This is a genomic window from Streptomyces angustmyceticus (assembly GCF_019933235.1).
GTDB classification, from domain to species: Bacteria; Actinomycetota; Actinomycetes; order Streptomycetales; family Streptomycetaceae; genus Streptomyces; species Streptomyces angustmyceticus.
The window spans coordinates 1,460,121-1,474,589 of record NZ_CP082945.1 but is presented as its reverse complement, the minus strand read 5'-3'; the positions used below and the strand labels follow the sequence as shown (position 1 = coordinate 1,474,589).

General features: G+C 72.7%; 17 protein-coding genes. 9 read left to right on the top strand and 8 right to left on the bottom strand.

Annotated elements, in window-relative coordinates; genetic code table 11:
* Positions 1-2: 2 nt before the first annotated feature.
* Positions 3-1,484 (bottom strand): phosphatase PAP2 family protein, encoded by a 1,482-nt coding sequence (locus K7396_RS06920; RefSeq protein WP_086720059.1) that lies wholly within the window; start codon positions 1,482-1,484, stop codon positions 3-5.
* Positions 1,485-1,615: 131 nt separating this feature from the next.
* On the opposite strand from K7396_RS06920, the gene K7396_RS06915 reads away from it, so the two are divergent.
* The 3 genes from K7396_RS06915 (at position 1,616) to K7396_RS06905 (ending at position 5,040) form a co-directional block, all read left to right on the top strand.
* Positions 1,616-2,065 (top strand): GNAT family N-acetyltransferase, encoded by a 450-nt coding sequence (locus K7396_RS06915; protein WP_152104330.1) that lies wholly within the window; start codon positions 1,616-1,618, stop codon positions 2,063-2,065.
* 119 nt (positions 2,066-2,184) lie between these two features.
* Positions 2,185-3,399, top strand: coding sequence for an aminotransferase class I/II-fold pyridoxal phosphate-dependent enzyme (locus K7396_RS06910; RefSeq protein WP_086717056.1), 1,215 nt, complete (start codon positions 2,185-2,187; stop codon positions 3,397-3,399).
* Between the two features lie 228 nt (positions 3,400-3,627).
* Positions 3,628-5,040 carry an amino acid permease gene (locus K7396_RS06905; protein WP_086717055.1) on the top strand — a complete coding sequence of 471 codons (1,413 nt, stop codon included), beginning with the start codon at positions 3,628-3,630 and terminating at the stop codon, positions 5,038-5,040.
* Here the strand turns inward: K7396_RS06905 and K7396_RS06900 are convergent.
* From K7396_RS06900 to K7396_RS06885, 4 genes are all read right to left on the bottom strand, one after another.
* The gene (locus tag K7396_RS06900) at positions 4,970-6,019 is read right to left on the bottom strand and encodes a fatty acid desaturase family protein (RefSeq protein ID WP_086717054.1); all 1,050 of its coding nucleotides are present in this window, start codon (positions 6,017-6,019) and stop codon (positions 4,970-4,972) included. The genes K7396_RS06905 and K7396_RS06900 overlap by 71 nt on opposite strands.
* A 143-nt stretch (positions 6,020-6,162) precedes the next feature.
* On the bottom strand, positions 6,163-6,603 hold the full coding sequence (locus K7396_RS06895; protein WP_086717053.1) for an SseB family protein: 441 nt from the start codon (positions 6,601-6,603) through the stop codon (positions 6,163-6,165).
* Positions 6,604-6,820: 217 nt separating this feature from the next.
* Positions 6,821-7,216: a hypothetical protein gene (locus K7396_RS06890; RefSeq protein ID WP_223659706.1), complete on the bottom strand. Its 396-nt coding sequence runs from the start codon at positions 7,214-7,216 to the stop codon at positions 6,821-6,823.
* A 95-nt stretch (positions 7,217-7,311) separates the two neighbouring features.
* Positions 7,312-7,596, bottom strand: a complete 285-nt coding sequence (locus tag K7396_RS06885; RefSeq protein WP_223659704.1) for a hypothetical protein — start codon at positions 7,594-7,596, stop codon at positions 7,312-7,314.
* Positions 7,597-7,676: 80 nt separating this feature from the next.
* On the opposite strand from K7396_RS06885, the gene K7396_RS06880 reads away from it, so the two are divergent.
* Positions 7,677-8,339, top strand: a complete 663-nt coding sequence (locus tag K7396_RS06880; protein ID WP_086717051.1) for an HAD family hydrolase — start codon at positions 7,677-7,679, stop codon at positions 8,337-8,339.
* Here K7396_RS06880 and K7396_RS06875 read toward each other — a convergent pair.
* Positions 8,320-9,552, bottom strand: a complete 1,233-nt coding sequence (locus K7396_RS06875; RefSeq protein ID WP_174886847.1) for a helix-turn-helix domain-containing protein — start codon at positions 9,550-9,552, stop codon at positions 8,320-8,322. The two genes, K7396_RS06880 and K7396_RS06875, sit on opposite strands and share 20 nt — an antisense overlap.
* A 161-nt stretch (positions 9,553-9,713) precedes the next feature.
* Between K7396_RS06875 and K7396_RS06870 the strand changes: the two genes are divergently transcribed.
* The 4 genes from K7396_RS06870 (at position 9,714) to K7396_RS06855 (ending at position 12,033) form a co-directional block, all read left to right on the top strand.
* Entirely contained in the window at positions 9,714-10,205 is a 492-nt protein-coding gene (locus tag K7396_RS06870) for a DUF6415 family natural product biosynthesis protein (protein ID WP_086717049.1), read from the top strand.
* Positions 10,206-10,257: 52 nt separating this feature from the next.
* Positions 10,258-10,452: a hypothetical protein gene (locus K7396_RS06865; protein WP_086717048.1), complete on the top strand. Its 195-nt coding sequence runs from the start codon at positions 10,258-10,260 to the stop codon at positions 10,450-10,452.
* Positions 10,453-10,655: 203 nt separating this feature from the next.
* Complete coding sequence (locus K7396_RS06860) at positions 10,656-11,432, top strand: bestrophin-like domain (protein ID WP_086717058.1); 777 nt, start codon at positions 10,656-10,658, stop codon at positions 11,430-11,432.
* Positions 11,433-11,610: 178 nt separating this feature from the next.
* The gene (locus K7396_RS06855) at positions 11,611-12,033 is read left to right on the top strand and encodes a nuclear transport factor 2 family protein (protein ID WP_086717047.1); all 423 of its coding nucleotides are present in this window, start codon (positions 11,611-11,613) and stop codon (positions 12,031-12,033) included.
* Between the two features lie 91 nt (positions 12,034-12,124).
* Here K7396_RS06855 and K7396_RS06850 read toward each other — a convergent pair whose 3' ends face one another.
* Positions 12,125-12,946, bottom strand: coding sequence for a helix-turn-helix domain-containing protein (locus tag K7396_RS06850; protein ID WP_086717046.1), 822 nt, complete (start codon positions 12,944-12,946; stop codon positions 12,125-12,127).
* A gap of 189 nt (positions 12,947-13,135) precedes the next feature.
* Between K7396_RS06850 and K7396_RS06845 the strand changes: the two genes are divergently transcribed.
* Complete coding sequence (locus K7396_RS06845; protein ID WP_086717045.1) at positions 13,136-13,447, top strand: 4a-hydroxytetrahydrobiopterin dehydratase; 312 nt, start codon at positions 13,136-13,138, stop codon at positions 13,445-13,447.
* Between the two features lie 27 nt (positions 13,448-13,474).
* Here K7396_RS06845 and K7396_RS06840 read toward each other — a convergent pair whose 3' ends face one another.
* Positions 13,475-14,419, bottom strand: a complete 945-nt coding sequence (locus K7396_RS06840; RefSeq protein ID WP_086717044.1) for a YihY/virulence factor BrkB family protein — start codon at positions 14,417-14,419, stop codon at positions 13,475-13,477.
* Positions 14,420-14,469 lie beyond the last annotated feature (50 nt).

Below are 14,469 nucleotides of genomic sequence, written 5' to 3'. Positions count from 1 at the left end.
CATCATTCGGGCAGGAGGCGGTAGACCGTCAGCGACTCCTTCTTCTTGTCCAGCGTCAACTGGTCGGGAGCGGGCGCCACTTCACCGTCGAACGCGAGCGTGGTGCCCTCGGGAAGGTCGCTGATCCGCAGCCGGGAGAGCCGCGCCTCGCCGAGCACCGGAGAGCTGCGCGGTGTGCCCAGCAGCGCGGCGGCGAGCAGCCGGGTGCGGGCCAGCCGGCCGCCGTGCACCACCCGCACATCCAGCACCCCGTCCGCCAGGTCGTGCCGGCGCACCGGCGCGAACCCCAGCCCGCGGTACTGGCAGTTGCCGACGAACAGCAGCCACACCGCGCGCCGCTCGCCGTTGATCCGCAGGGTCAGCGGCTCGGCGGTGCGCAGCACCTCCCACGCGGCGAGCACCCCGGCCGGCCAGGCGCCGATCTTCCCCGCCCACCGCTCGCGGATCCGCACCAGCTCCGGGTACGCGCCGATCGAGAAGGTGTTGAGGAAGTGCCGCGCCTCCGGATGCGGCCCGGCCCGGAAGCGCGCCACGTCCACCGCCACGGCCTCACCGGACTCCACGGCGCGGGCCGCCTCCGCATACGTCTCGATCCCGAGGTCGTAGGCGAAGTGGTTCAGGGTGCCGCCGGGCAACACCGCGAGCGGCAGCCCGTGCCGGAGCGCGACCTCGGCCGCGGCGTTCACGGTGCCGTCCCCGCCGAGCACGCCCAGCGCACCGCCCAGCGTCCTGGCCCGCTCCGCCGCGTCGTCGAGGGCCTTGTCCAGCGGCTCCCCGTCCGGCCCGCCGCACAGCGTCACCTCGGCCTCCGGCAGCACCCCGTGCACCTCCTCGGCCCGGTCCGGGCGGGGGCCCGAGCGCTGTCCCGAGCCCTGGTTCGCCACCACGACCAGGCCCCGGCCGCCGGGCAGCGCGGGCGCCTCGGCGCGCGGTCTCGCGGGCGGCGCCAGCTGGGCGCGGGTCGGCGCGAAGCCGCGGACCGCGAACGCCGCGCCCGCCCCCAGCGCCGCGCCCGCCAGCACATCACCCGGATAGTGCACGCCCGTATAGACACGGGAGAACGCCACCGACGCGGCGACCGGTGCCAGCGCCAGCCCCCACCACTTGTTCTCGAAGGCCACACCGGTCGCGAAGGCCACCGCCGAGGCCGCGTGCCCGGAAGGGAACGAGGAGGTGATGGGCTGGCGGTGCAGCTGCCGTATGACCGGCACCGCGTCCAGCAGCGGACGCTCACGCCGCACCGAGCGCTTGCCGAGGGTGTTCACCGTCGCCGACGCCACGGCCAGCGAGGCCACCCCGCGCAGGGCGGCCCGGCGCATCGGCCGCCCGCCCAGCGCGGCCGCGCCGGCCGCGATGCCGAACCACAGCAGCCCGTGGTTGGCGCTGCGGGTCAGCCGGGGCAGCACCCGCTGCGCGCCCGGCCATTCGCGCGAGGCAATCTGCTGGAAGGTCCGCCGGTCGAGATGGGTCAGTAGCGATCGCATGCGCCACCTTGTACCCCAGACTGCCCGTAACAGGCAGGAACGTGCGGTTCGGGCCGCCGCGCGGTGTCGCGGCGCACCACCGGGCGTTCGCCGGGCGGACGCGCCCCGCCCGGCCGTGCTTCGCTGCCCGCATGATCAGGAAACGGCACGACACCGACCTCGACGCCTGTGTGGCGCTGCTCGCCGCGGTGCACACCCATAGCGGCTACCCCCACCGGTGGCCGGACGACCCGGCCCGCTGGCTGACCCCCGACGGGCTGACCGACGCCTGGGTCGCCGAGGCGGACGGCGCGGTCGTCGGCCACGCGGCGCTGTGCGGGAACGAGGTCAGCCGGCTGTGTGTCGCCCCCGCCGCCCGCGGCACGGGCCTCGGCGGCCGCCTGCTGCGCGCCGCCGAGACCCGCGCCGCGGCCCGCGGTGTGCGTCCCGTCCTGACGGTGAAGGCCACCGACACCGCGGCCATCGGCCTCTACGAACGGCGGGGCTGGATCCGCCGCGCCACCGAGCGGGAGGACTGGGGCCACGGCGGGACGGTGACCGTGCACCGCTACGAGGCACCCGCCGGGCGCCCGGCGCACTGACCACCCGACCCGCCCTCGGCTGACGTGTCGGCCGCGCCGCCACCCCCGCGATCTGCCAAGGTGGGACGGGGCCGCACCCGGGCCCCACGATCGAGGCGCCGCCGGGAGTGGAGGTACGGATGCAGCGGACCGCGCCGGATCCGCAGCGGGAGCCGGACCCGGAACCGCCGGCGGGCCTGCCGGTCCTCCCGGAACTCGCCGCGCACCTCGCCGCGGCCGCGGACCGCACCGAAGCCGAGCCCCCCGGCGGCGGCGCCCCTTTGCGCACCGCCGCCTGCGGCTACTGGGAACGCCGCGGCCAGGCCACCACCCCCGACCGGGTCCTCGTCGCCCCCGGGGCACCGGCGCTGCTCCTCGCGCTGTACGCCGCGGCCGACGGGACCGTGGTGCTGCCGCGCCCCTGCTCCGAGTGGTACGCCCCGCCCGCCCGGCTGCTCGGGCGGCCGGTGCACCTCGCGCCCGTACCGGCGGAGTCGGGCGGGGTACCCGACCCGTTCGCGCTGCTGGAGACCGTCCGCCGGGCCCGGATGCACGGCGACAGCCCCCGCGTCCTGGTCCTGTCCGTCGCCGACGACCCGACCGGCACCTGTCCGGCGCCCGAGCAGCTGCACGAGGTCTGCGAAGCGGCCGCGGAGGAGGGCCTGTGGATCATCAGCGACGAGACGCGCCGCGACCTGCTGCACGATCCGCACGACACCGTCATGCTGAGCCCCGCCGAGATGCTGCCCGGCGAGGTCGTGGTGCTCACCGACCTGCGGGCCACGCTGGTGCCCGCCTCCTGGCCGGCCGCCCTGGCCCGCTTCCCCGCCACCGACCGCGGAGCCGTCCTCCGGGCCGCCGCACTGGACGCGCTCACCGCCGTCCCCGTGCCGGTCCCGGGCCCGCTCGGCTGCGCCGTCACCCACGCGCTCGGCGAACCCGACGAGGTGCGCGCGCGGACGGCCGCCATGGCCCGGGTCTACGGCACGCTCGCCGCCGCGCTCCACCACACCGTCACCGAGGCCGGCGCCGTCTGCCGCCCGCCGCACTCCGGCAGCCATCTCTACGCCGACCTCGAACCGCTGCGCCGGCCGCTGGCGGCCCGCGGCATCGTGGAGTCCCGCGCACTGGAGCGGAGGCTGGCGCCGTGGGGCGCGCGCGGCGGACACCGCTTCGGCGACGCGCCGGGAGCTCTGCGGGTCCGGCTCGGCGCCGAGGCCCTGCTCGGCACCGACCGGGAACAGCGCCGGCGCGTCCTGACCGCCCCGGACCCGCTGGAACTCCCGCACATCATCGAGGCGTTGACCGCCCTGTCCCGCGCGCTGGCCGGCCTCATCACGCCCGCGGGCGGCTGACCACCGCGCCCCGCCGGGGAGGGCCGCGCCCGCCGGGCCCCGCAGCCACCGAAGGGCCCCACAAGGACGAACTGCGGCGCGCGGCACCCCCGGCCGAAGGTTTTTCGCCGCCGGCCCCCGCCCCGCAGGACAAAGCCCGCTGATTTTGGCGTACGCCGCCGATCCCCGACCATGTGCATTGCTCGGTAACCCCGGGTGCACAGCGCACGACGAGAGGCCCGCCACGTCATGAACGACCGGCACACCCGCCGCTTCGGACTGGGAACCGCCACCTGCCTGGTGATGGGCAACATCATCGGCGGCGGCATCTTCCTGCTGCCGGCCTCGGTGGCCCCGTTCGGCACCGTCAGCCTGGTCGCCTTCGGCGTGCTGACCATTGGTGCCGTCGCCCTCGCCCTGGTCTTCGGGCGGCTCGCCGAGCGCCACCCCGACACCGGCGGCCCCTACGTCTACGCGCGCGAGGCGTTCGGCGACTTCGCCGGCTTCCTCTCCGCCTGGTCGTACTGGACCATGACCTGGGTCAGCAACGCGGCGCTCGCGGTCGCCATCGTCGGCTACGTCCACGTCCTGCTCCCCGGCCACCCCTCCAGCGGCACCGACCTCGCGATCGCCCTCGGCGCGCTCTGGCTGCCGGCCCTCGCCAACTTCGCCGGCACCCGCTACGTCGGCCTGGTCCAGACGGTCTCCACCGTCCTCAAGTTCGTCCCGCTGCTCTTCATCGCCGTCGTCGGCCTGTTCTTCTTCGACCCGTCCAACCTCGGCTCCTTCCACGAGGGCGGCGGCAGCGCGCTCGGCGGGATGTCCGCGGCCGCCGCGATCCTGCTCTACTCCTACGTCGGTGTGGAGTCCGCCGCGATGAGCGCGGGCGAGGTCCGCGACCCGGAGCGGAACGTCGGCCGGGCCACCGTCCTCGGCACCATCGGCTCCGCCGTGGTCTACCTCCTGGGCACCGTCGCCGTCTTCGGCACCGTCGCCCACGACAAGCTGGTGAAGTCCCAGGCGCCGTTCTCCGACGCGGTGAACGCCATGTTCGGCGGGCACTGGGGCGGCACGGTCGTCGCGCTCGCCGCCGTCGTCTCGATCGTCGGCGCCCTCAACGGCTGGACCCTGATGAGCGCCCAGTCCCCGTACGCCGCCGCCAAGGACGGGCTGTTCCCCGCGCCGTTCCTGACCAAGCGGCGCGGCGTGCCGACCTTCGGCGTCCTCGCCGCCGGGGTGCTGGCCAGCGCCCTGACGGTGCTCAACTACCTCACCGGCGCCGGCGGCGTCTTCGAGATCCTGGTGCTGATCACCACCTTCTCGGCGACCGTCCCCTACCTCCTCGCCGCCGGCGCCCAGGTCTACTTCCTGCTGACCGGCCGCAGCGACCAGGTCCGCCCCGCCCGCTTCGCCCGCGACCTGACCCTCGCCCTGACCGCCTTCGGCTTCACCTTCTGGCTCGTCGCCGGCGCCGGCTACGCCGCGATCTACCAGGGCGTGCTCTTCCTCTTCGTCGGCATCCTCGTCTACGCCTTCATGGCCGCCCGGCGCACGGTGCGCCGGGCGGAGACCGCGGCCGCCCCGGAACTGCCTAGCCCCGCGGACCACGAAGCGGCTCCCCGGCCCGCCGCAAGTGCCGCAACGCCTCCGCATACGACCTGATCAGCCCCGTCTCGTGGTACGGGACGCCGAGCTCGGCACAGTGGGCCCGCACGATCTTCCGGGCCCGGCGCAGGTGCGGCGTCGGCATGCCGGGGAAGAGGTGGTGCTCGATCTGGTGATTGAGCCCGCCGAGCAGGAAAGAGGTCAGCGCGCCGCCCCGGACATTGCGCGAGGCCAGCACCTGACGGCGCAGGAAGTCCGGCCGGGCGTCCCCCGTCAGCGTCGGCATCCCCTTGTGGTTGGGCGCGAACGTGCACCCCAGGTAGACACCGAAGAGGGCCTGGTGGACCAGGAGGAACACCAGCGCCTTCCCGGGCGACAGCACCAGGAACAGCGCGCCGAGGTACAGGCCGATGTGCGCCGTCAGCAGCGCCGCCTCGCTGCCCCAGTGCTTCATGGTCGGCGACCGCAGCGCCCGGACGCTCGCCACCCGCAGGTTGAACCCCTCCAGCGTCAGCAGCGGGAAGAACAGCTGCGCCTGATAGCGGCCGACGAAGCGGGGCAGCCCCGTGGCGGCCCGCGCCTGGGCCGGTGACCACACCAGGATGTCCGGCGCGACATCCGGGTCCAGCTCCTCGTGGTTGGGGTGGGCGTGGTGCCGGGTGTGTTTGTCCATCCACCAGCCGTACGACATCCCCACCCCGAGGTTGCCGAACAGCCGCCCGGCGATCCCGCTCGCCCGCCGCCCGCGGAACACCTGCCCGTGCGCCACGTCATGGGCGACCAGCGCCACCTGCCCGTACACGAACGCCAGGAACACCGCCACGGCCGGCTGCCACCAGCTGTCGCCCAGCACGAGGAACACCGCCCAGCCACCGGCGAACGCCGCACTCACCGCCGCCAGCCGCACCGCGTAGTACCCGGGCCGCCGCCTCATCAGCCCCGCCGCCACGATCCGCCGCGACAGCCGCGCGAAATCACTGCCTCCGCCCGCTCCCGGACCAGCGGTCGCGGAAGAGGTCCCCACACTCGTCGTCATACCGCCGAGTCTTCAGGCGCCACGCCCACCCCGACAGCCGGTCCACCCCAGACCGGAGCGGGGGACAACCGCACCTTGAAGGGGGTGCCTGCACCCTGAAGGGGGGTGCCTGCACCCCGCCGCCGGGGGGCTCCCCGCGCCGCCTACGTACCGGCCTCGCCCGGCCGGGCGGCACCGCCCTGCTGGCTGAACACGGGCAGCGCCCGCACCAGGTCCGGTGGAAGGGCCAGCCCCTCCTCGCTCGACGGATCGACCGCCAGCCACAGATCGTCCGCCGGCCAGTTCGCCGCCAGGTCGAGGACCGGGACGCGGAGCGCGGTGCCCAGGTCCCCGCCGGCCGCCAGCAGCGCGTCCTCGGTCGTGAAGACGGGCACATAGCGATTGCCGTCCTGCTCGATCACCGGCAGCGAGATGGCGCCCTCGGGACGCTCCCCCTCGCCCTCGGCCGGCGGCGCCTGCGGCAGCAGGGCCACACTGGCCGCGAGCGCGATCAGGGCGGCCTGGGTGTCCTCGGCCTCCGCCGCGGCCTGCGAACCGTTGACCTCGCTCGGGGGCGAGTTCTCATCGGGGGTCGGAGTGCTCATGGCCTGTCCTCTCGTCGGCGTTGCTCACCGGCCGCCCGCTCGGCACGGGCCGCCACGGTCGCCACAGCCGCCGCCGGAAGCCGCCCAGCGGCAGACAACCGGGGCAAGCACGGCAATACCTCCCAGGCTAGGCCGCCCTACGTTCTGTGCACGTCCTGAGCGGACCGGGCACACACCAGGAGCGGAACGAGGCGCCTCGGGTGGCACCCGGGATCACTCACCCCCCGCCCGGTTGCCGCCGCCCGATCGCACACTCTCCGGAACGAGACATCAGCGCACGGCGGAGGGGAAGCGCGGTGGAGACGACGAACACCCCGAACACCGTGATCGCCGACAGCCCCACGGGACGCAGATAGGCGACCGGATCCGCGACAACGGCACCCCACTGGAACCACCAGTTCGCCACCACGTCCGCGACCATCACGACCGCCCCCACCAGCGGCCCACCGGGCCGCCCCCGCACCACCAGCACGACAACCAGCGGATCGAGCAAGAGCAGCCCGTGGAACAGCAGTTGCGCAGCCACCGGCGCGTACGCATACGCGTCCACGCCACCCGTCACCACGAAGTACGCGTGCGCCCCCGCCCCTTCCGCGAACCCGACGACATACACCGCCGAAACCCACCACGCCCAACCCGGGCGCCTCCCCCTACGCATGCCGTCCATCCTAGGAACGTGGCTTCCGCGGCGGGCCGCGTCGCCCGAAACTACAGCCCGCGCAGGGCCTCATACAGACCGTCGTAGGCGCTCCAGCAAAGAACGCTGCCGTCCTGCTTCAGGTCGCCCATGTACCACTGGTCGTCATCGACGGGTTTCACCAGGCACAGATCATGAAAGGCGAGCACGATCTCGGGATCGACCTCCTCGTCGGGCCCGGAGAAAGCGGACCAGGTCACGCGCCGGTCGGGGCTGAGCGCGAGGGCCTCCTCGTCCCCCGACACTTTCCGTATCTCCGTGAGGTTCCACCCTGCGGGCAGCCGTGCGTCTGTCATCCGCTGATGATTTCAGAGACCGGTACCCCGCCCGGAAATCCGGGGCATCGCCCCCGCGCCCCGCTCAGTAGGGTTGCCGCATGATTCGCGCTGTGGTCTTCGATGTCGGTGAGTGCCTGGTCGACGAGACGCGGGAGTACGGGACATGGGCGGACTGGCTCGGGGTGCCGAGGCACACCTTCGCGGCGATGTTCGGCGCGGTCATCGCCCAGGGGCGGGACTACCGCGAGGTGTTCCAGGAGTTCCGCCCCGGTTTTGACCTGTACGACGAGAGGGACGCGCGCGTCGCCGCAGGCCGGCCGGAGCACTTCGACGAGTCGGATCTCTACCCTGATGTCCGGCGCACCCTCGCGCGATTGCGCGGTGACGGGCTCTGGCTGGGCATTGCAGGGAACCAAACCGTCCGGGCGGGCAGGATCCTCCGCGACTTGTTCACCAACGACGTCGACCTGATCGGCACATCCGACGACTGGGGAGCCAGCAAGCCCGATCCGCTCTTCTTCGGGCGCGTTGCTGACGTCGTCCCCTTTGAGAACGATCAGATTCTGTACGTCGGGGACCGGGTGGACAACGATCTGCGCCCCGCCGTGGCCGCGGGCATGCGTACGGCTCTCATCCACCGCGGCCCCTGGGCCACGATCCAGTGGAACACGACGGAAGCGCGCGAACTGCCGACGTTCCGCATCGCGTCGCTGGAGGAACTGCCGCAAGCCATCGCCGAGTTCAACGGGAAAGGGCGCTGACCGTCGTCGACCACCCGTAGAGCCGCTCGTCGAAGTCACGTACACACTGCAGGTGTTGGTGTGGGGCGAGCGCTCGCCGTACTTCCCGGATCCGGTCCATGCCCGTCGCGTACCAGGTGTTCTCCAGTTGGTCGAGGGCGAGGCAGGCATACCGGCAGGCTTCCTCCGGCTGACCGGCGGCGGTCTCGATCGCGGCCAGATCGCCGTAGACGACGGTCCGCTGCTTGTCCTCCGTCTCCGGCATCCGGTCCAGCACGTCGAGCAGCGTGGTGCGGGCTTGCGGCAGATGGCCGGCCTTCAGCTGGATGTTGCCCTTGAACGCGGCCAGACGTACCGGGCTGAACCAGTCCATCCATACGGGCGTGGTGTCTTCGCCCCCTGCGGCAAGGGTGTCCTCGGCGTGCCTGATCAAGTGGAGTGCGGTGCGGGTGTACCCGCACCGGCTCTCACACTCGGCCTCGACCGCGTCGAGCCACGCCAAGAACTCGGCTGAGGCGGAGCCCCGACGGGCATACGTCCGGGCAGCGACCATGCGCTCCGCGGAGGCTTCCCGTTCTCCGGCCCACCCGGGAAGGAAAGCGGTGTGTGCGAGGACCGCGGATCCGAGCAGGGCATCGTCTGCCTCGCCTGCGGCCTGCAGAGCGCGGAGCAGGGTGGCACCTGCGTCGTCCGGCTCTCTGAGGTCGAAGAACTCGATTCGTCCCGCGAGCAGCCAGGTCTCAGCCAAGGCGGCCGCCACAGTGCGGCGCGTCTGGCCGGCGGTTTCGGAGAGCAGCGCACAGCCGAGGCCGGCATGGGCGATGACAGCGGGGTGGAGGGTGGCAGGCGCCACTGACCAGTACAGACCCCGATGGACGCGCGTGACGCTTGCATAGTCGTCCGCCACGGATGCGGGCTGCATGGGTGCGGTGGTCTGCGAAGGGACGGTGGACAGTTGGTTGCCGATGTTCCTTGGGGTGACGGTGGCATAAGGCCGCCGCCGGCTGGGTTGGTCGCGGCCCGGGGGAATGGTGAAGCCCAGAGCTTCCATGTCCTGCCCCGTGAGGTGCGTGAGCCGCGCTTGCACGTCCGGGTGAGGCCATGGTGGATTGTCGGATTCCCAACGACGGACCTGTCGTACGCCTACCCCCATTGCCTCGGCGAAGGCTTGCTGGGTGTGGTACCCAGCTGCCACGCGGGCCGACTTGAGCCGGGTGTTTCCTGCAGACCGCATCACGATGCACCTCCGTCGCGGGACTGCCAAGCAGTGTCCCCTGGAAGTCCTCTCCTTGGCTACACGTCACCCGTGGGACGGCGTCAAAGTCCCCTTTGCTGCACACAAGAGGCCTCTGGAAGTCCTCGCTTGGGGAATACGGCAGGGCCCAGGATGGGCGCATGTTGATCCGAGAGCGGATTGAAAAGAGCAGCTCTGTGCCCACCACCCGCGGCCCCTCCGGAACCCACGGCGAAGTCGTGCGCGCGGATGGGGACGATGACGCAGCCACGAAGACCGGTCACGCGGAAAGGACCGGTGAGCGGAGCCCTGAGGCAGCCGAGCCCCTTGCCATCGACGTGCTCACCATCGAAGAGACCATCACCTTGGCGCTGGGCGCGAGTCGAGGGCAGCTTCAGGTGAGTGCGCTCGTCGACCTCGGGGCGCGGTTGCGCGGCCATATCGCCTTACTCCGGGGGCCCGCTCGGAAGGCCGCCGACGAGATGTGGCACGGCGGCGTCGCGTGGTATCGCCATGTCGCGCGCCTGGACGGTATCGAACGGCAGACGGCGCAGGCGCCGAGTCCGCTTCCGTTCGCCGCGCTGATCGAGGTGCAGCTGATGGCTCGTGACTGTCAATGGCTGCTGGACGGCTACCGGGAGGGGTGGCGGTGAGCGGGAAGCGAAGGTTCGTCCGCCGGCTGTCCACGCTGCCTGCGGATCTCCGGTGAGCGCCCGCCGGGCCGAGGTCGGCGACGAGGTCGAGTACGCCCCGGGTCGCCGCGCCGTGGTGACGGACATCCGTGGAGGCGAGTACTACCTCCGGTCGCCCGGGAACCGGGAGTGGCCGGTGCGGGACCCTGGCGCGTTGACGGTGAAGCGGACGCGGGCCGAGCGGGTCGCGGCGGGTGATCTGTGGTGAGAGCCGTGGCGCCCCCACCGCATCAGCCGTGACCGGTGGCCGGAGCACGGAGCTTCCTGCGGCGGCGTACCACCGGCGTTCTCCGGAGGGTCGCCGAAGGGACGAAGCGGGCGTGTCCGCGGGCCGGTGTGGTCGTTGGCCACCGCGTCGGTGGTGGCGGGGGCGGGGTACGTCAGGAGCGTGGAGCAGTGGCCCGTTGGTTCGTGATCAGCGTCCCGCCCTGGGTGCTGCTGGCCGGGTTCATCGTCGTCATCGTGGGTGGGACAGCGGTGGTCCAGGCGGGTGTGCGGCGCTGCTTCCCTCGTCTCCGGCGGGGTGAGCACAACGAGATGGCGCAGTTCGTCTTTCCCGTTGTCGCCGTCGTCTACGGGTTCCTCATCGGCTTCCTGGTCCTCGCGCTCTGGGGCCAGGTGAACTCGGCGGACCAGGCGACGCGGACCGAGGGGGCCGCCGCGGTGCAGATGGCCCAAGGTCTCCATGCGTTCGGCAAGGCCGATGGCGAGCGGATCCGACAGGGCCTTCTGGCATACGGGCGCGCGGCAGCGGCCGAGTGGCCCCGCGCCGCGGCCGGCCGTACCACGCCCGGGGCCGAGAACGCGCTCAAGCGCCTGAGTGCCACCTACGAGGCCATCAAGCCGCGCGACGATATCCAACGGTCCTTCCTCACCAGTTCGCTCGCGTCCCTGAGGGATCTGAGCGGTGCACGCACGACTCGGCTGCTCCAGGCACGCACCAACACCGGCCCACCGCCGTCGTTGTGGCTGGTGATCCTGCTGAACAGCGGACTGGTCCTCTGGTTCGCCGTCGTCTTCGGCGCCGAGCGGGCCCGGATGCATTACGTGATGGTCGCGGCGGTGAGCGTCCTCGTCGCCGCCAACCTGTTCCTCGTCACAGAACTGGCCTACCCCTTCGTCGGCGTGTTCTCCACCTCGCCGGAGCCGCTGAACGAGGTGGTCCGGGTCCTGTCGCCGTCCCGGTAGAACGGAGGACGAGGGGCACGCGCCGAGGTTCCTGCGCCATTACCTCTCGCGTAATCGACCCCCACCGCACGGCCCGGCAGGGTGAGGGCACCGGTTCACGGGCCGGCGCACTCCGGTCCGTGATCCGGGTCAGGCGGCAGTGGTGCCGTTCGGAACTCGTCGGGAGTGGGAGTACGTCATGACGCAGCAGGAGCAGGGCGGGCAGCAGGGGGAGCAGCGGGCCGGGGACGCGGGGGCGCGGTACGAGGCGGCCGTGGCGCGGTACTTCGAGGCGTGGAACGCGAGCGGGGAAGGGGCGTCGGGGAAGGCTGTCGCGGCTGCCTTCGGCGAGGACGTGACGTACACCGATCCGCTGGTCGATGTCGCGGGGCACGAGGGGCTGGCGGCGGCCATCGCGGGGGCGCACGCGCAGTTCCCCGGGTTCGAGTTCCGGCGGTCGGGGGGTGTGGACGGGCACCACGACATGGCGCGGTTCGGATGGGAGCTGGTCAGCGTCGCGGACGGGTCGGCGCCGGTGGCCGGGTTCGATGTGGTGCGGCTGGGGGAGGACGGGCGGATCCGGTCCGTGTGCGGGTTCCTGGACCGGGTGCCCGCGGTCTGATCGGGGGCGGCAGCGGGCCCCAGCCCCAGGCACCCGGGCCGGCGCCGCCCGACCAGCGGCGGGGCCGTCGGCCGAGCCGCCCCCAGCCCCTTCACCCCGGCAGATCCAGCCCCCGCAGATAAGCCGCCGTCTCCGGATCCGCCGGCAGGAGGGTCTCCACGGCCAGTTCGGAGACGGTGACGTCCATCGGGGTGTTGAAGGTGGCGATGGTCGAGATGAAGGAGAGCACGGTGCCGTGGTGTTCGAGCATCATCGGCAGGGCGAAGGGGGCGTGTTCGCCGGAGGCCGCCGTCTCGTGGCCGCCCGGCGGGAAGGGGTAGGCGCTCACCTCGTCGTAGAGCGCGCGCAGGGGGGAGGAGCGCAGCAGGGCCAACTGGCGCTCCATCTGGGAGAGGAGGTGGCCGCGCCACTCCCGGTAGTTGCGGATGCGGGGGGCCAGGCCGTCCGGGTGCAGGGTGAGGCGCATGGCGTTCAGCGGGGGCCGGAGGAGGGCGGGGGCGACGCCTTCGAGCAGCACGGTGATGCCGCGGTTCGCGGCCTGGACGTGGTAGGTCCCGTCGACCACCAGGGCGGGGAAGGGCTCGTAGCCGGTCAGGAGGCGTTCCATGCCGGAGCGCAGGGCCGCCATCGACGGGTCGTCCAGCGGGGTCTCGGGGAACGTCGGGGCGTAGCCGGCCGCGATCAGCAGGGCGTTGCGTTCCCGTACGGGGACGTCGAGGTGTTCGGCGAGGCGGAGCACCATCTCCTGGCTGGGGCGGGAGCGGCCGGTCTCGATGAAGCTGATGTGGCGGGCGGAGGAGTCGGCGCGCAGCGCCAGTTCCAGTTGGCTGATCCGGCGCCGGTCGCGCCACTCGCGCAGGAGGGCGCCCACGCCCGTGGTCGTCTCCGGTGAGGACACCGCAGCAGTTGTCATGGGAGGGACGGTAGTCGAGCGGCCGGTGCGGGCGGGCCGTACGGGAGGGGTGTGCCGTGGGTGCGCGAAACGGCCGTCGGCGTGCCAGGCTGGAGGGAGCGCGGCCGTCGCGTCAGGGACGGCGGCGTGGTCGGCATGCGTATTCGGGGACCGGCTCATCGGCGGCCGGCACGGCGAGAGGCGAGCGCCATGAACGCTCCGTTGGAACCGCTCACCTTCAAGGAGATCGAGGACCGCCTCGCGGAGCTGCCCGGCTGGTCCGTCGAGGGCGGGATGCTCTGCCGCGGCTACGCCTTCCACGGGCACTTCCCGGCCGCCGCGATGGTCATCCATATCGCGCAGATCCAGGAGGAGTTGGGCCACCACGCCGACCTGACGCTGGGGTACAACCGGCTCGCCGTCTCGGTCAACACGCACAGCCTCGGCGGCCGGATCACCCGCCTCGACTTCGGTCTCGCCCACCGGATCGAGGAGATCGCGCCGGTGCACGGGGCCCGCTGAGCCACCGGCCCGCCGGCCTCCCCGCCCTCAGCTCCCCGACCGCGGCCGCACCACCCGCCCGGCCCGTGCCAGCTCGACGTTGAACTGGGCGCCGGACAGCAGGGACAGGTGGGAGAACCACAGCCAGATCAGGAACACCACCGGCCCCGCGAGCGACCCGTAGAGCCGGTTGAAGGTGCCGACGTACGAGGCGTAGAGGGCGAAGGCGGCGGACGAGATCAGCCAGAGCAGGACGGCGACGATGCCGCCGGGGGCCGCTCGGCGCACGCCGCGGGAGCTGGGCGGTCCGGACCGGAAGAGGACCATGGCCAAGACCGTGGCCAGGACGACCAGCAGCGGCCACTTCAGCAGGTTCCAGGTCGCCTCGCCCGCCTCGCCGAGCCCGATGGCCCGGCCCAGGGCGGTGGCGATCGGCCCGCTCACCAGCAGCGCCACCGCACTGCTGATCAGCAGCGCCATCAGCAGCAGCGCCGTCATGAGGATCCGCGGAGCCTTGCGCCACGGCGGGCGGTCGTCCTTGGTGCGGTTCATGGCGTGCAGGGCGCGGCGGAAGACGGCCAGATAGCTGCACGACGACCACAGGGCGCTGACCAGGGCGCCGCCCAGCACCACCCACGCGGCGGTGCGCTGGTGCGCCATGCCGAGCAGCGCGCGGTGCACGGTCGGTCCCGACTGGGCCGGGGCGATCGAGCTGAGCTGGTTGATGAGCTGCTCGGTGGCCGGGGGATCGGCGAGACCGATCAGCGACACCGTGACGATCAGCGACGGCAGCAGCGCCAGCACCGAGTAGTACGTCAGGCTCGCGGCCCAGTCCGTCACGTCGTCGTGCCACACCGACAGCGGGGTACGGCGCAGTGCGGTACGGCACTGGGCCCACGTCGGCAGCGTGGCCGGCTGCCTCGGCCCCACCGCCCCCAGCGCGCGGTCCAGCTGCGTCCGGTCCAGCCCGCGGCGCATACCGCTCCCGCCCATGTCGTGTCCGTCCTCTCCGTCGGTCCGTCCTGCATCATCTCCCGGCACGG

Bases quoted from the DNA above. Each gene is read 5' to 3' on its own strand.
- K7396_RS06920 (WP_086720059.1), bottom strand. From the start codon at position 1,484: ATGCGATCGCTACTGACCCATCTCGACCGGCGGACCTTCCAGCAGATT.
- K7396_RS06915 (WP_152104330.1), top strand. From the start codon at position 1,616: ATGATCAGGAAACGGCACGACACCGACCTCGACGCCTGTGTGGCGCTG.
- K7396_RS06910 (WP_086717056.1), top strand. From the start codon at position 2,185: ATGCAGCGGACCGCGCCGGATCCGCAGCGGGAGCCGGACCCGGAACCG.
- K7396_RS06905 (WP_086717055.1), top strand. From the start codon at position 3,628: ATGAACGACCGGCACACCCGCCGCTTCGGACTGGGAACCGCCACCTGC.
- K7396_RS06900 (WP_086717054.1), bottom strand. From the start codon at position 6,019: ATGACGACGAGTGTGGGGACCTCTTCCGCGACCGCTGGTCCGGGAGCG.
- K7396_RS06895 (WP_086717053.1), bottom strand. From the start codon at position 6,603: ATGAGCACTCCGACCCCCGATGAGAACTCGCCCCCGAGCGAGGTCAAC.
- K7396_RS06885 (WP_223659704.1), bottom strand. From the start codon at position 7,596: ATGACAGACGCACGGCTGCCCGCAGGGTGGAACCTCACGGAGATACGG.
- K7396_RS06880 (WP_086717051.1), top strand. From the start codon at position 7,677: ATGATTCGCGCTGTGGTCTTCGATGTCGGTGAGTGCCTGGTCGACGAG.
- K7396_RS06875 (WP_174886847.1), bottom strand. From the start codon at position 9,552: ATGCGGTCTGCAGGAAACACCCGGCTCAAGTCGGCCCGCGTGGCAGCT.
- K7396_RS06870 (WP_086717049.1), top strand. From the start codon at position 9,714: ATGTTGATCCGAGAGCGGATTGAAAAGAGCAGCTCTGTGCCCACCACC.
- K7396_RS06855 (WP_086717047.1), top strand. From the start codon at position 11,611: ATGACGCAGCAGGAGCAGGGCGGGCAGCAGGGGGAGCAGCGGGCCGGG.
- K7396_RS06850 (WP_086717046.1), bottom strand. From the start codon at position 12,946: ATGACAACTGCTGCGGTGTCCTCACCGGAGACGACCACGGGCGTGGGC.
- K7396_RS06845 (WP_086717045.1), top strand. From the start codon at position 13,136: ATGAACGCTCCGTTGGAACCGCTCACCTTCAAGGAGATCGAGGACCGC.
- K7396_RS06840 (WP_086717044.1), bottom strand. From the start codon at position 14,419: ATGGGCGGGAGCGGTATGCGCCGCGGGCTGGACCGGACGCAGCTGGAC.